Origin of the sequence: Stieleria maiorica, from assembly GCF_008035925.1 — a bacterium.
In the GTDB taxonomy this organism is placed as follows: Bacteria; Planctomycetota; Planctomycetia; order Pirellulales; family Pirellulaceae; genus Stieleria; species Stieleria maiorica.
The window spans coordinates 1,426,476-1,447,320 of the sequence record NZ_CP036264.1 but is presented as its reverse complement, the minus strand read 5'-3'; the positions used below and the strand labels follow the sequence as shown (position 1 = coordinate 1,447,320).

Annotated in this window: 10 protein-coding genes; 4 read left to right on the top strand and 6 right to left on the bottom strand. The window is 60.6% G+C overall.

Annotation, left to right across the window (positions count from 1 at the left end):
* The first annotated feature begins 250 nt into the window (after window positions 1-250).
* Together Mal15_RS04715 and Mal15_RS04710 are read left to right on the top strand one after the other, a co-directional pair.
* Window positions 251-1,948 carry a permease gene (locus Mal15_RS04715; RefSeq protein WP_233903284.1) on the top strand — a complete coding sequence of 566 codons (1,698 nt, stop codon included), beginning with the start codon at window positions 251-253 and terminating at the stop codon, window positions 1,946-1,948.
* Window positions 1,935-2,297 (top strand): hypothetical protein, encoded by a 363-nt coding sequence (locus Mal15_RS04710; RefSeq protein WP_233903283.1) that lies wholly within the window; start codon window positions 1,935-1,937, stop codon window positions 2,295-2,297. The genes Mal15_RS04715 and Mal15_RS04710 overlap by 14 nt, the downstream gene beginning before the upstream one ends.
* A 262-nt stretch (window positions 2,298-2,559) precedes the next feature.
* Here the strand turns inward: Mal15_RS04710 and Mal15_RS04705 are convergent, their stop codons facing one another.
* Window positions 2,560-4,137, bottom strand: coding sequence for a sigma-70 family RNA polymerase sigma factor (locus Mal15_RS04705; RefSeq protein WP_199773806.1), 1,578 nt, complete (start codon window positions 4,135-4,137; stop codon window positions 2,560-2,562).
* Window positions 4,138-4,686: 549 nt separating this feature from the next.
* Between Mal15_RS04705 and Mal15_RS04700 the strand changes: the two genes are divergently transcribed.
* Window positions 4,687-7,860 carry a [protein-PII] uridylyltransferase family protein gene (locus Mal15_RS04700; RefSeq protein WP_147866703.1) on the top strand — a complete coding sequence of 1,058 codons (3,174 nt, stop codon included), beginning with the start codon at window positions 4,687-4,689 and terminating at the stop codon, window positions 7,858-7,860.
* Between the two features lie 4 nt (window positions 7,861-7,864).
* On the top strand, window positions 7,865-9,598 hold the full coding sequence (gene araD / locus Mal15_RS04695; RefSeq protein ID WP_147866702.1) for an L-arabinonate dehydratase: 1,734 nt from the start codon (window positions 7,865-7,867) through the stop codon (window positions 9,596-9,598).
* A 498-nt stretch (window positions 9,599-10,096) separates the two neighbouring features.
* On the opposite strand, the gene Mal15_RS04690 is transcribed toward araD, so the two are convergent.
* The 5 genes from Mal15_RS04690 to Mal15_RS04670 all read right to left on the bottom strand — a co-directional run bounded on the left by Mal15_RS04690 (window position 10,097) and on the right by Mal15_RS04670 (window position 20,573).
* Window positions 10,097-11,380 carry a DEAD/DEAH box helicase gene (locus Mal15_RS04690; protein WP_147866701.1) on the bottom strand — a complete coding sequence of 428 codons (1,284 nt, stop codon included), beginning with the start codon at window positions 11,378-11,380 and terminating at the stop codon, window positions 10,097-10,099.
* Between the two features lie 628 nt (window positions 11,381-12,008).
* Window positions 12,009-15,776 (bottom strand): ATP-binding protein, encoded by a 3,768-nt coding sequence (locus tag Mal15_RS04685; RefSeq protein WP_233903282.1) that lies wholly within the window; start codon window positions 15,774-15,776, stop codon window positions 12,009-12,011.
* A gap of 408 nt (window positions 15,777-16,184) precedes the next feature.
* Window positions 16,185-17,828 (bottom strand): solute:sodium symporter family transporter, encoded by a 1,644-nt coding sequence (locus tag Mal15_RS04680; RefSeq protein ID WP_147866699.1) that lies wholly within the window; start codon window positions 17,826-17,828, stop codon window positions 16,185-16,187.
* Window positions 17,829-17,938: 110 nt separating this feature from the next.
* Window positions 17,939-19,051 (bottom strand): Gfo/Idh/MocA family protein, encoded by a 1,113-nt coding sequence (locus Mal15_RS04675; protein WP_147866698.1) that lies wholly within the window; start codon window positions 19,049-19,051, stop codon window positions 17,939-17,941.
* Between the two features lie 295 nt (window positions 19,052-19,346).
* On the bottom strand, window positions 19,347-20,573 hold the full coding sequence (locus tag Mal15_RS04670) for an HD-GYP domain-containing protein (protein ID WP_147866697.1): 1,227 nt from the start codon (window positions 20,571-20,573) through the stop codon (window positions 19,347-19,349).
* Between the last annotated feature and the right edge of the window lie 272 nt (window positions 20,574-20,845).

Here is a 20,845-nt window from a genome sequence, read left to right as displayed (position 1 = left end):
AAGAGCGAAGAAGCCGCCACTGCGAAAGGGATTGCGGAGGAGCACCGTGCATGGAATCTCCCCCGCACCGTGGTACGTATTATCGCGCCGGATGGCCCATTCGTCAAAGCGTTTTTTCGCCGAATTGTCGTCCACGGAGGAGCGTACGGCTGGTTGAAGGCCGATTTCAGGGATAAAACGCCTGGGCGGAGGCGGGCCGTACAAGCAAACCATTTTCTCATGGACCTCCCTTTCATCAGATGGATCTCCATTGAACGCATCGAATCGAACGGGTCAACACGCCCATCGCTACGAGTGGTTGACGCCTGGTGATGTGAATGCATTCTTTGGGCTGATGCTGGACAACCTGACCGGCCTGTTCCTGGTGGTCATCCTGTTGGGAGGGTTCGGGTTTCCCACCGACTTTGCGATCTCCGCGTTGGTGCCCGGCACGGCCCTGGGGGTCTTGGTCGGCGACCTGGCGTTCGTGTACTTCGCGTTCCGATTGGCCAGGGAAAAGCGATCCAGCGACGTGACGGCGATGCCGCTGGGGCTGGATACGCCCAGCGTGTTCGGCGTGTGTTTGTTGATCCTGGGGCCGGCCTATCGCCAAGGCGTCGATGCGTTGGGGCTGTCGGAGTTGGACGCGGCCTACCGGACTTGGCACATCGGAATCTGGTGCATCGTGATGAGTGGTGTGTTGAAACTGGCGTTGGCTCCGGCGTCCAACTGGTTGCGCCGAGTGGTGCCGCGGGCCGGGCTGTTGGGGTCACTCGCCGCGATCGCGTTAGCGCTGATCAGCTTCTTGCCGCTCGGTGAAATCCTCGCCCGGCCGCTGCCCGGGCTGGTGGCCTTGGCCATCGTGCTGACGACGTTGATCGCCCGCGTGCCGCTGCCCGGGCGAGTTCCCGGAACACTTGGTGCGTTGTTGGTTGCCGGACTGATTTATTATCTGATGTGCGGGTTGGGGATCGATGGGTATCACTTCCCCACGCTCAGCACGATCGAGTGGTTTCCGACGCGGTGGATGCAGTGCTGGGACGGCAGCTGGATCTCGGCCTGGTCGGAGGCGTTGCCTTACCTGCCCATCGCCCTGCCGTTTGCGATTGCCACGGTCGTCGGCGGAATCGATTGCACCGAGAGCGCCGCGGCGGCGGGGGATACCTACCACACGCCGACGGTGATCGGTGTGGAAGCGGTGGCGACGTTGCTGGCCGGGCTGTGCGGCGGAGTGATTCAGACGACGCCCTACATCGGACACCCGGCCTACAAAGCCATGGGCGGACGCGCCGGTTACACGTTGGGGACGGCGTTGGTGATCGGGTCGGCGGGGCTGATCGGATACTTCACCTTCCTCAACGACATCATCCCCAAACCCGCCGTGCTGCCGATCCTGGTGTTTATCGGGTTGGAGATCACGGCGCAAAGTTTTTCAGCGACGCCCAAACGGCACTACGCCGCGGTGGCGATCGCCTGTTTGCCGGCGTTGGCCGCATTGGTGGTCAACTTCAGCGGTCAAGTCCTCGGCGACCAGGCGATGCGCGACGCCGGCGTCGGGCTATCGGATCTGAGTCCAGTTTTTCAGGAAAACTTTGCGACCATTTCGATGCTGGCCAGCGGATTCATCCTGACCAGCTTGCTGTGGGCGTGGGGATTGGCCGCATCGATCGATCGTAACCTGCGTTCCGCTGGAATCGTGTTTCTGGTGTGCGCGGTGTTTACACTGTTCGGCCTGATGCATTCGCCGCTGGAAGGCAGCCGGTTGTTCTTGCCGCTGGGGCCGGCGAGTTGGGACGCGATCGTGTTGGCGGCGGAAAGCCGGTCGAAGGTGTTTGAGTTTGCCGCCGGCTACGCAGTCGTCGGCGTGATGCTGTTGGTATGGCGACGTTGGATCCCCGAGTCGGATGCTGAACCGGCCGACGTGAACGATCCATCGGGACAAGATTGGGAGAACGATGCGGCGCACTGACCGACCAGACGATCAAAAACCGCTGGGCGACGTGCGCCGGGCGATGGCGTTGGCGATGTCGATCACGATGTTGATCGCGGCGTTGGTGGCGTGGTGGTTTGCGACCGACAGCACCGGGACGTTTGTCGCCGCAGCGTGCGGCCGAATCGGGCTGGTGTTGGGGGCGCTGTGGCTGGCGTGGCCGTCGCTGAAACGTCCGGCCAAATGGTTGCCGGCCAGTGCGCCGGTGATCGGAGTGATCGCCCTGGTCGTGCTGGCCGCCCAGCCGCGGCTGATCATTCCGGCGATCCCGATCGTGGGCGGATTGATCACGGTGTCGGCGTTGGCCCGAGCGTTTCGGCGCAAGTGACGCGAGGTCTGTCGCGGGAACGAGGGAGGAAGACCAGCCTCGTCGGACAGCCTGCTTGATGTGGTAAGCCGGTGGGGATCAGGGAGCAGGTGGCAGAATGATCCGGGGCAGAATGATGGGGGGCAGGTTCTCATGGACGACGGCCCGGAAGGGCCTGTCGTACAGTTAAGGGTGATCGCTCTAAGCTGGCCGGGTGGCGCGAGGGCTGGCGCCGATTGGCTGATGTCAATTTTGGCATCAGCCGGATGTCGCCGACGGCCGTTTAGACCATTTCGTTGCCTTCGATCAGCGCCATGTCGGCTCCGTCCAGGAAGCTGGCCAGCGATCGAGCTCGATACGGTTGTTGCAGTTTGCGAACCGCCTTGCTTTCGATTTGACGGACACGTTCGCGGGTGACTTGGAAGATCCGTCCGACTTCTTCCAGCGTGTACGTGTAACCGTCGGCCAGGCCGTATCGCAGTCGCAAGATTTCACGCTCGCGATAGTTCAATGTTTCCATGGCCAGATCGATTTGAGCCTTCAGGGCTTGGCGGTTGGTTTCCAGCAACGGGTCATCGTCGCGATGGTCTTGCAGGAATTCACCGAACACGCTGTCTTCGTGGTCGCCGACGGGTTGATCCAGCGACAACGGCTGGCGGCTCATTTTCAGGATCACGCGGGTGTCGTCCAGGCTCAGGCCGCTGCGGGCACAGACCTCTTCGGCCGTCGGTTCGCGTCCGTTCTCTTGGACCAGGTCACGGGTGATTTGACGGATCTTGTTCATCGTGTCGATCATGTGAACGGGGACACGAATCGTGCGGCTTTGATCCGCAATCGCTCGGGTGATTGCTTGGCGAATCCACCAGGTCGCATAGGTGCTGAACTTGTAGCCGCGGGCGTGTTCGAATTTGTCGACCGCTCGCATCAGTCCGGTGTTGCCTTCTTGGATCAGATCCAGGAAGGACAGGCCGCGGTTGCGATACTTTTTGGCGATCGAAACCACCAATCGCAAGTTGCCTGCCGAGAGCACGCGTTTGGCCGCTTCATAATCTTCGCGAAGGGCTTCGCAGGAAGACACGCGTCGGCCCAGCGTCTTGGGCGATTCGTAGGTCATCCGCATCAGGTAGCTCAGCTCGCTGCGGAGTTCTTTTTCCGACGGCATGCCGGGCAGATCGGTGGGGGAACCCTCGCGGAGTTGTTTGCGGATCTCGTTCATCCGCCGTGAAGATTTTTGAAGCTTTTGGAAGATCGGCTGAAGTTTGCCGGTGCGAAGGTTCATTTCTTCGACCAATCGGACGGCCTTGTTGCGGCGGATCACCAGGTTTTTCCAGGCCGCACGACGTTGACGCATCGGCAGACGTTTGTTGATCGCGGTGAAGTAATCCACCTTGTTCTGGCTCAACAGGTGTTCGAGCGTGCGAACGTTGGGGACGATCCGCTTCATGATCGCCTTCTTTTCGACGGCGTTGGTCACGCTGACTTCGATCGTGCGATCCAGTCGCAGCTGTTTGTCGCGAACTTGTTGCAGCAGCTTGAGAGAGCCCTGCAACATGAAATCGGTCGCGAGCATGCAGTGGCGGTACTTGTCGCGGGTCTTTTCGATCTGCTTGGCCGCCGAAACCTCTTGGTCACGGGTCAGCAAGGGGATTTGCCCCATTTGCATCAAGTACATTCGCACCGGGTCTTCGGTGGGATCGGCTTCGGTTTCCAGTTCGTCGGCGATGCCGCGGGCGTCTGCAGGGGTCTCTTCCAGATGATCGTCGGCGAACTCTTCGCCCATCACCCGGGAGCGTCGGTCGACCGATTCTTCGGCTGCAAAGGCGTCGTCTTGTAAGCTGCGTCCGCTAATCCTGGTACCCATCAACATCGTCTCCTCTGATCCCGGCTTGGAATATTCGGTTTTGTCCGGGAGGGGTACAGCATCAAGGATGCCGGCCCCCGTTGATGAGAACGCATATGGCATTGCAAGTCGTTTGTGGGGTTGGAGTTGCGTTAACGGGGCGGGCGTCGGGCGGGGGCGGAGTGTTGCGAAAAGCCCACGAGGGGGCGTCGCAAAAATTCAACGGAGGTGGCAACAATGGGCCTCCAGACGCCAGCAGCGAATGGGCTCAGGGTTGCAGCGGAACCGACGGTTCGGCGAAACGATCCGCCCGCGTTCCCCCTGGCCGAGCCGGTGATGATCAAATGTAGGTCACCGGACACGCACTTAACGGAAAACCCTCAGGAATTTAGACTAGGGAGGCCACGGAGAGTTCCCCAACTTTTTCGCGGTGCGGCGCGGTTCGGTTGAATCACGACGCATCAGCCGAATCGTGACGCGGAAGCGAGGGGGGCCGAGGTGGCGTGGCGGTAGGCGCTTCCAGATTGATTCCGATTCCTCGTTCAGAACGATTCCCACGTGAAGCCGCCCATGTCGTCTTCGACTGACCAACCTTCCGACCGCCCAGACCCCGACGGATACCGTGGCCCCGACGGATACCGTGGCCCCGACGGATACCGTGGCCCCGACGGATACCGTGACCCCGACGGATCCGCATTCGATTGGATCGATGTCGGCCGCGTCGACGATTGGGCCACGACGCGCCACCATCTCGATTCGATTTGGAATTGTGGCGCACCGGCGGATCTTCTGGACATGCTGCGTGTTCGCTTGCAGCGGCACTTCGAAGATCTGGACGAGCTCGATGCGACGATCATGAATCTGGATCGTTTCATCGCGGCCAGCCGATCTCCGACGTCGCTGTTGTCCCTGTTCGAACGCGACGAGGAGGCGTTGTCGGCACTGTTGCAGATCTTTGCGACCAGCCAAACGTTGGCCAATCGTCTGATCGCCGACCCGGAAAGTTTTGACTTGATGCGGGCCAGCGATGGTCAGCCGGCCGAGCGAAAATTTCTGGTCGACGAATTGGTCGCCGAGCTCGAAATGCTGGACAGCCCCAATCGGGCGGCGCTTGCGATTCGCAAATTCACCAGTCGTGAAATGGTGCGGATCGCCTATGGCGAGTTCGTCCGCGATCTGAGCCCGGATCATGTCGGCCAGCAATTGGCGTTTGTCGCCGACGCGGTCTTGGAGGCGGCGTTAGAGTTCGTGTTGCGACGCCAAGCCCAGCGGCTGGGACTGCCGCGCCGAATCGACGGCCAGAGTGTCCAGCTGGCGGTGATCGGTTTGGGGCACTTGGGCGGAACCGAAATGGGATACGGCAGCCCCTTGGAATTGATGTTCTTGTACGATTCGATCGAAGAAAAGAACGAATCGCATTGCGAATTCGTTCGGCAGGTGGTTGCCGATGTGATCGCGCTGGTCAGTTCCGACGACGCCGCGGCGCTGAACATTGCGATCGACACGTCGTTTCGGCCGCTGGGAGATGACGTCGTCATCGGCAGCAGTTCCATGACGGCCCGGCGCTTGGAGTCCGAAGGACGGACCTGGCAGCGGATCAAATTGACCAAGGCACGCGTCGTCGCCGGCACGCATCAGTTGGGGCAGGATTTCCTGAGCCGATTGGAGCCCTGGATCTACCGCCGCTTTATGAGTCGACAGGACTTCGCCGATGTGCGTTCGTTGCGGCGCAAACTGCAACGCCGTTTTGATTCTCAGCAGACCGAAGGCGACGACGTCTTGATGGCGCCCGGCGGTCGGCGTGACATCGAGCTGATGACCCAGTTTTTGCAGCTGTTGCACGGCGGAGAAATCAAATCGGTCCGGGTCGGCAGTACCGCCGAAGCGATCGATGCGCTCGAGAGAGAAGGTTGTCTGACGCACCAGGAAGGCAGTTTGTTGTCTAAGGGCTACGCCAGACTTTGCCGATTGCAGCACCAGTTGTCGGTCATGTTCGGGCGTTCGACCAGCTGTTTACCCAACGACGATTTGATGCGTCGGCGTGTCGCTTGGCATTTGGGCATTCGCGACGCCCAGGGCCGCGGCGGCGATTTGGAACGTTTCCAGTCGCAGTTGCGTGAGACGTTCCAGTTGAACCGCAAGGTGCTCAATCACCTGATGGTCGAAGCGCCGCGCGGCGACGATTCGGATTCCTTGGAAGATTTTGCCATCGAAACCGAACTGGTGCTCGATCCGTCGCCGGATCCGGAACTGGTTCGCCAGACCTTGTCGCGTCATGCCTTGCGCGATCCCGATCGCGCGATGGATCACATCCGATCGCTGGCCACCGAGTCGATTCGCTTTCTTTCGGCCAGACGCTGTCGTCATTTCTTTGCCTCGTTGGCGCCGCACCTGTTGGCGGAAATCGCGAAGACACCCGATCCTGATCGCACGCTGATCACGCTGGCCGAAGTGGCTGATTCGATCGGCGGCAAATCCAGTTTGTGGGAGTTGTTTGGCACCAACCGTGCAACCATGCAGCTGATGATTCGGATGTGTGCGGCGACGCCGTATTTGAGCAACATCTTGATCGAGATGCCGGGCATGATCGACGAACTGATCGATTCGCTGCTGATGAACCGGTTGCCGTCGGCCGAGCGTTTGGACGCGCGTTCGAGTGATCTGTGTCGACGCGCCAGCGACATCGACGTGGTGTTGCACGGGTTCAAAAACAGCGCGCACCTGATGATCGGCGTGCGGGATATTTTGGGCAAGGAGTCCGTGCAAGCGACGCATCGATCGCTGGCCGACACGGCGGAAGCCTGTGTGCGACGCGTCGCCGAGTACGAACAGGAACAGCTGGCGATGCGTTTCGGTGATCCGGTCGGTGCCGATGGTCAACCGGCAGAGTTGTTGGCGGTGGCGTTGGGGAAATTTGGCGGCCGCGAACCGAATTATCACAGCGATCTGGATGTCGTTTTCTTGTACACCGGCGACGGGCAAACCGAACGCCGAATCGGTGGGCCGCGCAAAACGATCACCAACGCCCAGTTCTTTAATCAGCTCACTTCGGCGATCATGACGCGCATCAACCGACCGGGCGAATACGGGCGGTTGTACGAGTTGGACGGTCGGTTGCGGCCCACCGGCGAAGAAGGCGTCCTGGCGGTTTCTCTGGATCAGTTTACCAACCGATTCCAACGCAACATGGCGCCGCTGTGGCAACGGCTGGCCCTCTGCAAGGCGCGCGTGATTTCCGGCTCGCGCCACGTTCGGCGGCACGCCGGCGAAACCATGCTGCGGATCTTGGCAGCCACCCAGTGGCGACCGGCCATGGCCCAGGAGATCCGCCAGCTGCGTCTGCGAATGGAAAAGACCGCCAGCGAAGAGAACTTGAAACGTGGCGTCGGCGGAACCGTCGATGTCGAGTTCATCGCCCAATTGTTGACGCTTCAGCACATCAGCCAGCATCCCGAGGTGCATGCCACCGGCACCATCGACTCCTTGCAACGGTTGTCCGACGCGGGGCTCTTGCCGGCGGACATTTCGCTGCGGCTGATCAATAACTATCGGACCCTGCGCCGCGTCGAAGCGAATCTGAGGCTGATGAATGTTTCGGCCCGGCACGAATTACCGGACAAGGGATCGCAGATGCGAGACCTGGCGTTTTTAATGAACGAATCCGATCCAAAAATGATCGAAGCATTGGTCCAGCAAGCGCGGGCCAGTAACCGTAAACTGTTTAACGAATTGTTTGGCGACTGACACCATGGCCCAGAATTCCTCCCACGATCCGACACGTCTGCGTTCCCATCGCTGGTTCGGTCCTGATGACATGCGATCCTTCGGGCATCGTTCGCGACTGAAGGGCATGGGGTTTGACGACATCGATTATCAGAACCGACCGGTCGTCGCGATCCTGAACACCTGGAGCGAGCTGAATACGTGTCATTCACACTTTCGTGATCGCGCCGACGAGGTCCGGCGTGGGATTCTGCAATCGGGCGGGTTCCCGGTCGAAGTCCCCGTGATGTCGTTGGGCGAAATGTTGATGAAGCCCACAACCATGTTGTATCGCAATCTGTTGGCGATGGAGGTGGAGGAGGTCCTGCGCTGTCACCCGATCGATGCGGCAGTCTTGATGGGCGGCTGTGACAAGACGGTTCCGGCGATGTTGATGGGGGCCATCAGTGCTGACATCCCGTCGATCTTTCTGCCCGCCGGACCCATGTTGAAGGGACGCTGGAAGAACGAAACACTCGGCAGCGGCAGCGACGTCTGGAAGTATTGGGACGAACGGGTCGCCGGCAACCTGTGTGACCAGGATTGGAAGGGCATCGAGAACTGTATCGCGCGTTCGGCCGGGACTTGCATGACGATGGGGACCGCCAGCACGATGGCCGCGGTGACCGAAGCGATGGGGATGTCGCTCGGCGGGGCCGCCTGTGTTCCCGCGGTATTTTCCGATCACTGTCGGCTGGCCACGCGAACCGGTCGACGCGCGGTGGAGATGGCCTGGGAAAACCTCAAACCCTCGGACATCCTCACACGTCAATCGATCGAAAACGCGTTGATGGCTTCGCTGGCGATCGGAGGCAGCACCAACGCGATCGTTCACCTGATCGCGATCGCCGGACGGCTGGGGATTGAACTGACGCTGGATCATTTCGACGAACTGTCGCGGACGACTCCGGTGCTGGGCGATATTCGTCCCGGTGGACGGTTCTTGATGGAGGACTTTTACAACGCCGGCGGATTGCCGGCGCTGCTGGCGCGAATCAGCGATCTGCTGCACACCGAATGTCGCACCGTCGGCGGCGGAACGTTGGGGTCGCAAATCGAAGGTGCAGAAGCGATCGACGACGACGTCATTCGCACGCGTGAAAACCCGGTCTCGGCCGCCGGAGGAACCTGCTTATTGAAGGGCAATCTGGCGCCCAACGGTTGCGTGATTAAATCGATCGCCGCCGATCCGAAACTGTTGACCCACCGTGGCCCCGCGCTGGTCTTTGACGACTATCCGCAGATGAAGGCGACGTTACATGACCCCGATTTGGACGTCACCGCCGACAGCGTTCTGATCCTTCGCAACGCCGGTCCGCTCGGCGCACCTGGCTTTCCGGAATGGGGCATGCTGCCGATCCCCAAGAAACTGTTGCAAGCCGGCGTCAGGGACATGGTGCGGCTGAGTGACGCGCGGATGAGCGGCACCAGTTACGGAACGTGCGTGCTGCATATCGCACCCGAAAGCGCCGCCGGCGGACCGTTGGCACTCGTCGAAACCGGCGACGAAATCGAAATCGATGTGCCCAATCGACGGATCCATTGGCATGTCAGCGACGAAGAGATCGATCGTCGACGACAATCCAAAGACTTGGGCACGCTGCTGCCCGAACGCGGCTACGGGCACCTGTATGCCAAGCATGTCACCCAGGCCGACCGGGGTTGCGATTTCGATTTCCTCGAAGGCCGTTCACCGGGCCAAGAACCCGGCATTCATTGATGCCCGCGGGATAGGCTGCTCGCCAGGACAGTGCCACTTTGACGTCGCTACGCTCGGTGCGGGCGTGGAGAATGGCGGTGATTCAAAACTCAAGCGAAATCATTTCGCGATGGAGGGTCGACTCGCAGCCGCCATCGGGCGACGAACCACGAGTGACATCAGCCGATTCGCGCAAGCGTTCGGGCCTGAGCGTCTTTAGAGGCCCGTAGGCTGGCGCCCAATGCACCTGCTTTCGATCACAAACTGAGCCGACGGCGCTAGCCTCGGGCCTTACAAGAAGGGCAATCCAAGGCCCGCGGCTAGCGCCGTCGGCTCATCGAGTAGGTGGCATTGGGCTGGCGCCAAACGGCTGATCCCAAGAGGGTTTGGCGGAATCGAAAACGCCAAAGTCGTACGAACGATAATTCGCACGAATCGAGCGATTTTGCGCAGCCCGGGCGGAGCCTTGGAACGAGGGCGAACGGGGCGGTGGCAGGCTGGAAGCCTGTCCCACTTGGTTTAAGCTTTTGCGGTCGCGCGGCGTTTGTTCCAGCCGCCTTTCGCGTAGCGCTTTTTGTGGCGATGGCCGCCTGTTGCGGGTGATCCGTTTGATCGCAATCCGTTGCGACCGCTCGGCTTGCGAGAGGCCGCTGCGTTGCCGGTCGGCTCGCTCAGCTTCGCACCCGGGTTTTGGACTCGCAAGGGTTGGCCGATCAGTTTCTCGATCTCGCGGAGCTTGTCTTGCTCATCCGCGGTGCAAAACGAGATCGCGATGCCATCGGCGCCGGCGCGTCCGGTTCGGCCGACGCGGTGGACATAACTTTCCGGGTCGACGGGCATGTCAAAGTTGACGACGTGGGTGACGTCATCGATGTCGATCCCACGTGCGGCGACGTCGGTGGCGACCAGGACGGAGATGCGGTTGTCACGAAACGCGCCGAGCGCTTTCTGGCGGGCCGACTGGCTTTTGTTGCCGTGGATAGCGACCGCGCTGATCTGGTGCTTTTCCAATTTGCGCGTCAACGCGTTGGCACCATGCTTGGTGCGGGTGAAGACGATGGATCGAACCACATCGTCACCGCGGAGTACCTTGACCAGGCGTTCCACCTTTTCGCTTCGCTCCATCATGCGGACGCTTTGATCGATCTTGGCAACGCTTTTGGTTTTCGGCGTCACGTTGACTTCAAACGGGTTGAACAGCAATTGGTCGGCCAATTGGCGGATCTTCGGCGGCATCGTCGCTGAAAAGAACAGTGACTGGCGATCATCGGGCAACTTGGCGATGATCTTTTTAATCGCCGGCATGAATCCCATGTCCAACATTCGATCGGCTTCGTCCAGGACCAGGATTTCCACGTCGGAAAGCTGCACGTGGCCTTGGTCCATCAGATCGATCAGTCGCCCCGGGGTGGCGATCAAGACGTGGGCGCCTTTCTTTAGCGAACGCACCTGTTCGCTTTGCCCCACACCGCCGTAAACCAGGGTCTGGCGAAATCGGACATGTTTTCCATAGGTGTGAAAACTCTGTCCGATTTGAATGGCCAGCTCGCGGGTCGGTGCAAGGACGAGGACCAGCGGGCGACCGGAAGCGGCTCGCGGTGCGTCATGGCCCAGGTAGTCCAGGATCGGCAGCGCGAACGCAGCCGTCTTGCCGGTGCCGGTCTGGGCGCAACCCAAAATGTCTTTGCCTTCGACGGCGGCGGGGATGGTTTGTGCTTGAATCGGGGTCGGGACGGTGTAGTCCAGTTCGGCCAATCGTTTTTCCAGCGGCCGGTACAATTCCATTTCTTGAAATGATTTCAACGTTCGTCTCTTCAGTCGTGTGGGGAGCTGCGGCAACCGTTTTGCCGCGCGATCCCGATGTGTGTGGATCGGCCGAATCTCGATAGACCGGCTCGGTGCTTCGAAGCATGGCCGGCCGCTGGGATGGTCCTTTCAAGACGTACCCTGGGCATTCACAGCAATGCTCGATTCGCTCCCGGGCAAACAAGAAAGTCCCAGGGAGGGTTGCATCGGTCGATGCAATCAGCATTCAAAGAGCGGCCACCGTGGCCGAATGAAGGCAGCAAGGAGGGGGGGCGTCTTCGCGAGGGTGGAAGATCGCATCCGCGGGCCGCCGAGCATCCAGCTCAACGTATCGGCTCGCGTCGGCCAGCAAACGTCGGTGACGTTTCTCGTTTTGATCCGGCCGGTTTCATTCATCCAGCGAGCGCCTTGTTCGTCTCACTGATGACGCAAGCGTACATGCGCCGTAGGAAACCGCCAACACGGATTCGGCGGAGATCGTCCGAATGTCGCGAATTATCCCCTTGTGGCGTGAATATTCATAGGACGAATAGGACTTATGGGACACATACGTCCTATTTGTCCCATGTGTCTCAATGAGTGTTGGCGATTCAGGTCCCGCAGCGTTTCCATTCTGCAGGGTGGGTTAGGACACCGCTGATCTCACGTGATCCGGTGCCGGTCGCGGCGGGGCGACGGTGTAGAGCCGTTCCAATTTTTCGGGGCATTGGACGTGATGGTTGACCATCTGCTGGCACAGGGCGTCGGCATCGGCTTCCGCCTTGATGCAGTTCAACAGTCCGTCTTCGGCGGCCAGCTGATAGGGGAACAGACCTTGCCGGCTGGCCAATTCCGCGGCACGCTGAAACGCCTCGATCGCCTCTTCAGGTGCGCCGGACAGACGTCGCTCAATGCCGCTCAGCAGTGCGGCCAGCATTTGAGCATACTCCGACGGCAGATTGGACAATCGCCGCAGGCAGTTTGCGACGACGGTGGGGGCCGTCAAAGGGTCGTCGGATTGTCGATCGCGGAGGTGTAGTGAAACCAGTGCGGTCAGATGGTCCACGCAGACTCGGACCAACGGCATCCGTCGGATCGGCGATTTTCCGATGGACTGTCGCATGTCGATCACCAGCCGTGATGCCGTACGGAACTTCGCCAGATAAATCGATTGTTGGACCGATTGCATCCACTGGAAGAAATGGATCAGTTCCATCTGCCCCGTGTCGGTCATGATGCGACGGTTGTCTTCGCATCGTTGTCGAAGTTCATCAACACCGTCGGACAACAAGAACGCATTGCCGCTGAAACCGACCGTCGCGACCAATTGTTGGTAGGAATCATTGCGGCGTCGGGCGTCATCGACCATCTCGTGGGCCATCGACCGCATCGTGTCCCAGCGTCCCAGGTGCCACTCGGACCACAGCCGCAACCAGCGGGTGCGAGCGATTTCGAACCGCAGCGGTTTTTCGTCGGCGATGTAATCGACAATGCAGGCGTCAACGGCATCGGGAACGGCGTCCCACCGCATCGCCAGTGTTTCGACGAATGCGATCGCCGAGCGGATTTCCCCGGTCGACTTGTCGGCCGGTTGGCCTTGAACGCGAAAGAGCATCTTGTCCAGCGCTTCGCGACTCTGCCGCGCGGTGCTCAGCTTGCGACCGCAGAGCATCACGGACCAGATCTGGGCCATCGCTCCCTGATGAATTCGATCGTTGATCGATCCGTGTTCCAGCGCGCGGTGGGCACCGTGCAGCACCAGCCGCATGGTACCCTGGAAGTCGAGCATCGCCATCGAGCGGCTGATTTCGTTGCAAAAGTGCAACTCGCACGCTTCGATGGAATCTTGTCGCGGCATCGCCTCGTCGGCGACCTCCGGCGAGGCGGAGATCGGCGGAATCGGTTGTTGCAGGCCGGTTCCATCCAAGTGCAGGCCGATTTCATCCAGGTTATCCAGCTCACGCAGGTCAGCGGCCAGGCGGGAAAGTTCTGTTCGGTCATCGAGTGATCGATGCCCAGAACTGGGGGCGAGTCGGATATCAAATCGGCCCGCCAGATCGGCCAACAGGGGGCGTGCGCGCTCCATTTGCCCGCTGCGAACGAGCAATTGGAGCGCCAGCGTTTGAAACCGCAGGCGTTCGTGCAGGTCGGTCGACGCCTCGGAAAGGGTCAGGTAGTGCTGGGCGGCTTTTTCCGGCAGGTCGGCTTCATGAAAACAGCGTGCGGCATCCCGCAGGTGTTTCTCGCGGGCATCCCCGGCGACCTGCTGCAGCACTTTTTCGTGCCACTCCCCGGCCTCTGATTTGGCGAACGCGCGGTCGGCGTTTTCGGCGGCCATGATCGCGAACGGCAGCGCGGCGCCGTCTTGGTCGGCGGCGTAAAAGTGGCCGGCGATTCGCGCCGCGAAGTCGCGCGGCCGGTTCAGTTTTGATAACAGGTCCGCCCACGCCAAATGGGCTTGGTGCAGTTCGTCCCGGTCCAGGTTTTCGATCAAACCGTCGGCGATCTTGTCGTGAACGACCGTGATACATTCGGTGCCGGTGGCGTCGTCATTGACCAAGCGTTGATTGACCAGTTCGACGATGGAAACGTCGACCTGGTCGCCACGTCCGGACAGTTCCGCGAGTTGGCTGATCGAGACCGGAGCGGCGGCGGTCACAATGAAAGCCAGGATCGACTTTGCATCGTCGCTCAAACGGTCAAACCTGGCTCGCCAAAGTCGATCGACGTCGCCGAGGTTCGAGTTGGTCGCATCGTCGGACTCTTCGACCTGATGCAGCATGCCTTCGGGGCGAAACTCTTCGGCCAACTCTTGCAATCGAAAGGCGTTGCCGCGGGCGACGTCGATCAGTTCCTGCAGACCGGCCGGGTTGATGTTGGCATCCCATCGTGTTGCCGCCGTCTGCAAAAACGCCAGCGCCGCTTCGGCCGGCAGCGGGCCGACGTAAACGCGTTCGTCGGCCGGCTGGCGTTGATTGGTTTCCGGATTTCGCGACGACGTGATGATTCCCAGCGATCCGTCGGTGTCCTTCTGCAATTCGTCCCAGACGGTGTCGCTGTCGTGATCGGACCACTGGGCGTCGTCGATGATGATGATCAACGGCCCCACTTTTCGCAGTTCGCGGCTCAAACGCGATGCCGCCGAAAGCGCGTCCAGTCTTTCCGGCGCGGCGGAGAACAGGAACGACGTCTCGGCCAGGTCCGCGACGATCACGTGTCGCAACTGGGGAAAGGAGTGGATCAAGATCGACGCGCTGACCGGATCCAGTTTCAGCGATTCGCGATCCGTTCGCGCGTACCGCTGGGCGATCTGGTCAGCGATCTGGTCCAACACCTGCAGCGTTTGGTTTTCACGCGACCGGCATTTGACGCGGAACACCTGGCCCCAGTTGTTTTGTCGCAATTGACGCTCGAGCTCATCGAGCAACCGGGTCTTGCCGGCGCCCGCTTCGCCGTGAATGTGCAGCCGGCCGGTGCGGCCGCGATAGATCTCGCGGATCCATCGTTGGCACTGTTCCAGTTCTCGTTCGCGGCCGAACAGGTGGTGGGTCGTGACCAGCCGGATCGGATTGTCATCGGTCTTGGTCATCGCCACCAATTCCAGTGACGAAGGGCGTTTGGTGCGGTCGGCGCTCAACATGCCGGCGACGGCCATCCGCAGCAGCGGCGGGATGTCCTCGTTCATCCCCGAGACGGCGTCGGCGATCGTCTGCTCGTCTTCGTCGCGCACCCAGTCGGCGAAGTCCCCCTGGCGCAGCCACTGATCGCTTCCAGAAATCTCGTTCAAGCAATCCAGCATCACCAAGCCCAGGCTGAAAACATCGCCCGCCGGCGTGTAGCTTTGTTCCCACAGGGCTTCCGGAGAGAAATACCGTGGCGTCCCGGCGATGTAGGGTCGCAGACCGTCGGGATCGGTTTCCGGGTCGCAGTTGGCGACCAAGCCATAGTCGACAATCACCCCGTGACCGTTGTTGCGGACCATCAGGTTGGTCGGCTTCAAGTCGCGGTGCACCAAGCCGCCGAAGTGCATGACCGCCAGTCCGACGGCATAGTCATGCAGCAACGAATGGAGCCGGCGATAAGCATCCTGCGGGGGCAGATCCTTCATCCGCAGCGCCGCCGAATACAGCGTCTCGCCTTCGACCTCCTCCATCGACAACACCGTGTACTTCTCGATGATCTCGATCCGGTCGGTGCGCAACAGGCACGGGTGTCGAAACGGGGTCATCCGCCGAAACCCCAGTTTGTTTCGATACAAATCGTGAGACGACATCCGGCACAGCAGTTTGAGCGCGCAGCGTCGCTTGGCCAATAAGTCATCTGCCGAATAGACGAACCCCGCTTTGCCGCGGCCGATCAGCCCACGAATGCGAAAATCGCCGAACCGCTGCCCCGGTTTGAGCGGAGAACGCATGCTCGATTCGAGCGAGTTGGACAAACGCGTTTCGTCGTTGCGGGACGGGCGACCGAAGGTTTCGTCGGACGGATTCGCAGAAGGATTCTCGGGAGGTGCATCCATCGCTGTGGCGCTGGCAACATGCTCGGGAAGTTCGGCGCGAGTTCATTCGTTTGGGCGAAAACGCGACTTCGCCCAACGTTAGCCCTCTTGGCTCTGATTTTCCTGCCTCAGATTTCGCTGGCGAAGGATCGCCAGAACGCCGAGCAGTATATACGACTCGGTTGATCCGCTGGAGGCAAAAATTCGATGTGCGCCAAAAGATGTTGCCCGGTGGTGTTTGCGCACAGCATGCTGCCGCAAAGTCTCCCCCCCGGGGCCGTTGCCTTCCCTTCGCGACCCCGGTCCGTCCGAGGCGGTGTCCGATCAGAACGCGAACACCGCGTAGAGTGAAATCGCAAGTCCGATCAGGCCGGCGCCGACATAGGGGGCGGCTTTCCAGGGTGTCAGATCCACCGCCCCCACATCCTTCTGGACGTACGGCTGGCTGCGGCGGAACCCGACCGCACCGAGCGTCAATTGCAACACGACCAATCCGAAGAACACCACGCCCATGAAGTGGTATCCCGAACCGAACGTGCCGACCACCCAGCCGGGGTCCGATTCACTCTGGCCGCTCAGGAACGTACCGACCGACATCGCTGTCAATCCGACGATCAAGGTAACCAATGCAGACATGCCGTCGACGGTGCGATTGAGCAGACCGACCAGCATGATGGCCAGGATCGGGATGAAGTAAATGCCGTTCAGTTTTTGAAAGAATCCGAAAACTCCCTCGCGGCCATGGAAAAACGTGGGCGCGGCGATCACCGCGAACACGGCGACGACAAAGCTGCACAGCTGGCCAGAGATCACCACCTGGCGTGTGGTGGCCTCGGGCCGCAGGAACCGTTTGTAGATGTCCAGTGAAAACAGGGTCGCGCTGCTGTTGAGGACCGAGTTGAACGTCGACAGGATGGACCCGACAACCACCGCGGCAAAAAATCCGACCAATGATTCCGGCAACACCGAGACGACCAGGGCCCCGTAAGCGCGGTTGGCCGCCCCGTCGGTGGTCGCCTGGACGCGATCGGCGAATGCCGAGTCCGTCGCGACCATGTACGCCGCCGCGATTCCCGGCAGCACCAGGATCAGCGGGGCCATGATCTTAAAGAACGCCGCCAACAGCACGCCCTTCTGCCCCTCGGCCAGGTTTTTTGCCCCGAACGTCCGCTGAATGATTTGCTGGTTGGTCGACCAATAAAAAAAGTTCAGCAGCAGAACGCCGGTAAACAGTGTCGGCCACGACACGTCTTCGTCGGCCGTTCCCAGCGATCGAAAGGCGTCGGGGTCGCGGTCGGCGATCAGCGAAAACGCCGAGAACAGACTGCCGTCGTCCCCGGCAATCTTGGACAGCGTGAAGTAGGTGATCATCAATCCGCCGATCAACAACCCCGCTCCATTGAAGGTGTCCGAAACCGCGACCGCTTTCAGCCCGCCCCAAATCGCGTAGCCGCCGCCCACCGCGGCGATGAAGATGATCACCGTCCAGATCGTTTGGATCTGCGTCAGGCCCAAACGGGATTCCAGTTCCAGCATCCCCGACAGCCCGTTGGCACCCAGGTACAACACGAAGGGCAGCAAGATCAGCATGTAGGCGATGACGAACAGAAACGTCGTCAGCGTGCGCACCCCACTGCCGTAACGCTCTTCAAAGAACTGCGGGATCGTCGCGATCCCCGATTTCAAATAGCGTGGCAGGAACACCAGCGCCAACGCGACCAGCGAGATCCCCGCGACGACCTCCCATGCCATCACGGAGAGCCCTTCGGTGAAGGCGGCGGCGTTGAGCCCGATCAATTGTTCGGTCGACAGGTTGGTCAGCAGCAGCGAGCCGGCGATGAACACGCCCGTGAGTGATCGCCCCGCCAGAAAATAACTCTCGTCGGTCGAAGCGCCGCCGCCACGGGTGACCCACCAAGTTGCAAACGCGACCAATGCGGTGAAAAACAGGAACGTTGCGATCGTCATGGGGGGAATCCGAACTGGAAGAGGAGAGAAGTCGGGAGGTGGGCCGGAGCCGTTACGCCGGAGACCGCTGCGCCCGAGGCAGCGGTCGCGCGGCAGGGGAATCGCGGGATTTACGAGCTGGGGTTGAGTGAAACGCGCTGGCCACCCAGCGAATCGCTTCGTCGGCAAGCGTCTAGAATCCGTTGGGTTTGCAAGGCCCGCTGGGCGAGGGCGGGTTGGAGCGTGCCGGCCGTCACGATCGCGTTGAACGTCCGCATCATTTCCACTTCCTGCGCGTTCGATTCACCGCTGTGGTATTCGTCACAGGCAAACGTCTCACTGCGGCGGCGGAAATTCCAACGGCAGTTGTCGATCTCCAACTCGTGGCGGTGGACTTGATACTCGGTCTTGGAGTCGTACAGCGGCAACACGAAATCGTCGATCGTCAGGTAGCCGCAATCGCCCGACAGGGTTGCGAGTTGTTGATTGGCCGTACAGAACGAACAAAAGAATCCGGCCGTCAGCCCGCCGTCAAACACCAGTTCGCCGGCAAACTCTCCCGGCACCCACTCGTCGGACCCGTCGCGGCGCAGCGGTGTGATCGTGCGGCCGGAGACTTCGACGGGATCGCGAAAGCCGCTGGCCCAGAGGATGAATCGGATGCAGTACCAGCCTAGATCGCCCAGGCAGCCGTGGGGTTCCAACACGCTGTCGGTTCGGATGTTGGCGGATTGGAATTCCGAGTCACCGGTGAACGAAAAATGGGCCTGGATGCGGCGGAGCTGGCCCAGCGATGCCGACCGGACCTGCTCGCTGACGGAGCCGATTCGCTTGCCATGGTCGAACATCACTCCGTCCATCAACTGGACGCCGTTGGCGTTGCAGGCGTCGAGCATCTGCTGGGCATCGGCGGCGTTGACGGCGACCGGTTTTTCGATCAACACGTGCTTCTTGGCTTCCGCAGCGGCGATCACCCATTCCTTTCTCACCCCGGTCGGCATCGGCACATAGACCGCGTCGATGTCGCCGCACGCCAACAGCGCTTCGTGCCCCTCAAAGGCCTCGGGGACGGTTTCAAAGGGAGCGTCCCATTGGCACTCGTCGATGAACTGGCCGGCCCGCTCGCGCGATCGGCTCGAGACGCCGCGGACGACCCCGCTGCCACTCAATCGGATCGCTTGCCAATTCTTTCTCGCAATATTGGCCGTACTAAGGATTCCCCAACGACACTGCGCACTTGTCATCGTTGCTGGTGTTCTCTAAACGTGTTTCGTTTGGTGTGATTCCATGGGCTTGGAACGAAGCGCAAGAGAATAACACGGAACACGCCACGTGTGCTGCCGACACGTCTGGATTGGGAACGGATCTCACTGAATCGGCAACCGATCTCACGCACGCCGGCGAGCGACCTCAAATCCGGTGAATCGGGGAGGGGGGGATTCGTTGTACGACGTCCTTTCTAGGTCGTCGGCCGGAGTCCCACGGACGACAGCCCGGAAGGGCTGTCGTACTCGAAAAAACTACTCAGCTGTAGACCACTCAGCAGTAGTCGGCGAATTCGACCTGGATGCGAACGATGTCCGAGGCTCCGGCGAAAAACGCGTCCAGGACGTCGGAATCGAAGTGGGTTCCCCGGCCTTCCTCCAGGATCGAGAAGCACTTTTCGCGTGGCATCGCTTTCTTGTAGGGGCGTTCGGAGGACAAGGCATCAAAGACGTCGGCCACCGCGGTGATCCGACCTTCGATCGGGATGTCATCGCCGGCCAGGCCGATCGGGTATCCCGTGCCGTCCACTTTCTCGTGGTGGGTCTGGGCGATGCTGGCCGCCAACCGCATCAACGACGTACCGTCGGCGAGAATCTCCGATCCGGTCTGCACGTGGCTACGCATCGTCGCGGCGTCGTGGGCGGCGAAGGGTTTGATGATCTGACGTCCGTGTTTGACGTGCCCCTTGATGATCTCGTACTCCTCCGGTTCCAGTTTGCCGGGCTTGAGCAGAATCGCGTCGGGGATCGCGATCTTTCCGACGTCATGCAGTTGGGCGGCCAGTTCCAGGTCGTCGACGAAGCGTTCGGGCAACCCCAAATTGCGGGCGATCACTCCGGCATATCGGCCCACTCGGATCACGTGGTTTCCGGTGTCGTTGTCGCGCAATTCCGCGGCTCGGGCCAGGCAATAGATCACTTCGCGTCGCGACTTTTCCAATTCCTTCGTCCGCCGCATGACGATCTTTTCGAGCTCCGCGGCGTGATAGAACAGCTGGTCGTGGTACATCTTGCTCTGCAGCGCGTTGCGAACCCGTGGGGCAAGTTCCATCGGGTCGATCGGCTTGATCAAAAAGTCCGTCGCGCCGAGTTCCAGACAGCGCAGCTTGACTTCGCTGTGAGTGTTCGCGGTCAGGATCAATACCGGCAGACGCTTGAATTTATCGACGCTGCGGATCTGCGACAGAATCGAAATCCCGTCGACGTGCGGCATGTTGATGTCCAACAGCACGACATCGGGCTCGCGGGTGTGAATCAGGTTCATCGCGAGAGTCGAATCGGTGGTCGTTTCAAAATCGCTGTGTCCGGCTTGGGACAGAATCTTCTTGGCGATCATGACGTTGGCGATCTCGTCGTCCACGATCATGATCTTTCCGGGCGGGACATCCTGATGGCGTTCGACACGAACGTGCGAATCGACAACCAAGGGGGCGTTGACCGTCGGAACCGGGATTCCGACACAAGTGGATTGGGGGTCGATCGAGGAAACGTTGGAACTCATGGCACTCCGCCTGACTAAAAAATGATTCTGCGGAAGTGTGGGTTGTTGGCATTCGCCGCCGTGTCGCATTCAACGGCCGCCCCCGCTTTTGACCGTTTTCATTCTCCCGATCAAATCGGAAAAGAAGGTCGTGTGCGATCGGCGGGATGTTCGAGTTGGAACCGTCGCAGGGCCGATCGCCGGACGCTGCGACGCCAGGCGGGCGATGCCGTCGCGGGCCGGTTCGCCGGTTGCAAGGCGGATCATCTACAATCGGCGTCCGATTGGGTCCA

Coding starts and splice junctions, on each gene's coding strand:
- Mal15_RS04680 (WP_147866699.1), bottom strand. CDS start 17,828: ATGACGATCGCAACGTTCCTGTTTTTCACCGCATTGGTCGCGTTTGCA.
- Mal15_RS04705 (WP_199773806.1), bottom strand. CDS start 4,137: ATGGGTACCAGGATTAGCGGACGCAGCTTACAAGACGACGCCTTTGCA.
- Mal15_RS04675 (WP_147866698.1), bottom strand. CDS start 19,051: ATGACAAGTGCGCAGTGTCGTTGGGGAATCCTTAGTACGGCCAATATT.
- Mal15_RS04670 (WP_147866697.1), bottom strand. CDS start 20,573: ATGAGTTCCAACGTTTCCTCGATCGACCCCCAATCCACTTGTGTCGGA.
- Mal15_RS04685 (WP_233903282.1), bottom strand. CDS start 15,776: ATGCGTTCTCCGCTCAAACCGGGGCAGCGGTTCGGCGATTTTCGCATT.
- Mal15_RS04710 (WP_233903283.1), top strand. CDS start 1,935: ATGCGGCGCACTGACCGACCAGACGATCAAAAACCGCTGGGCGACGTG.
- Mal15_RS04700 (WP_147866703.1), top strand. CDS start 4,687: ATGTCGTCTTCGACTGACCAACCTTCCGACCGCCCAGACCCCGACGGA.
- araD (WP_147866702.1), top strand. CDS start 7,865: ATGGCCCAGAATTCCTCCCACGATCCGACACGTCTGCGTTCCCATCGC.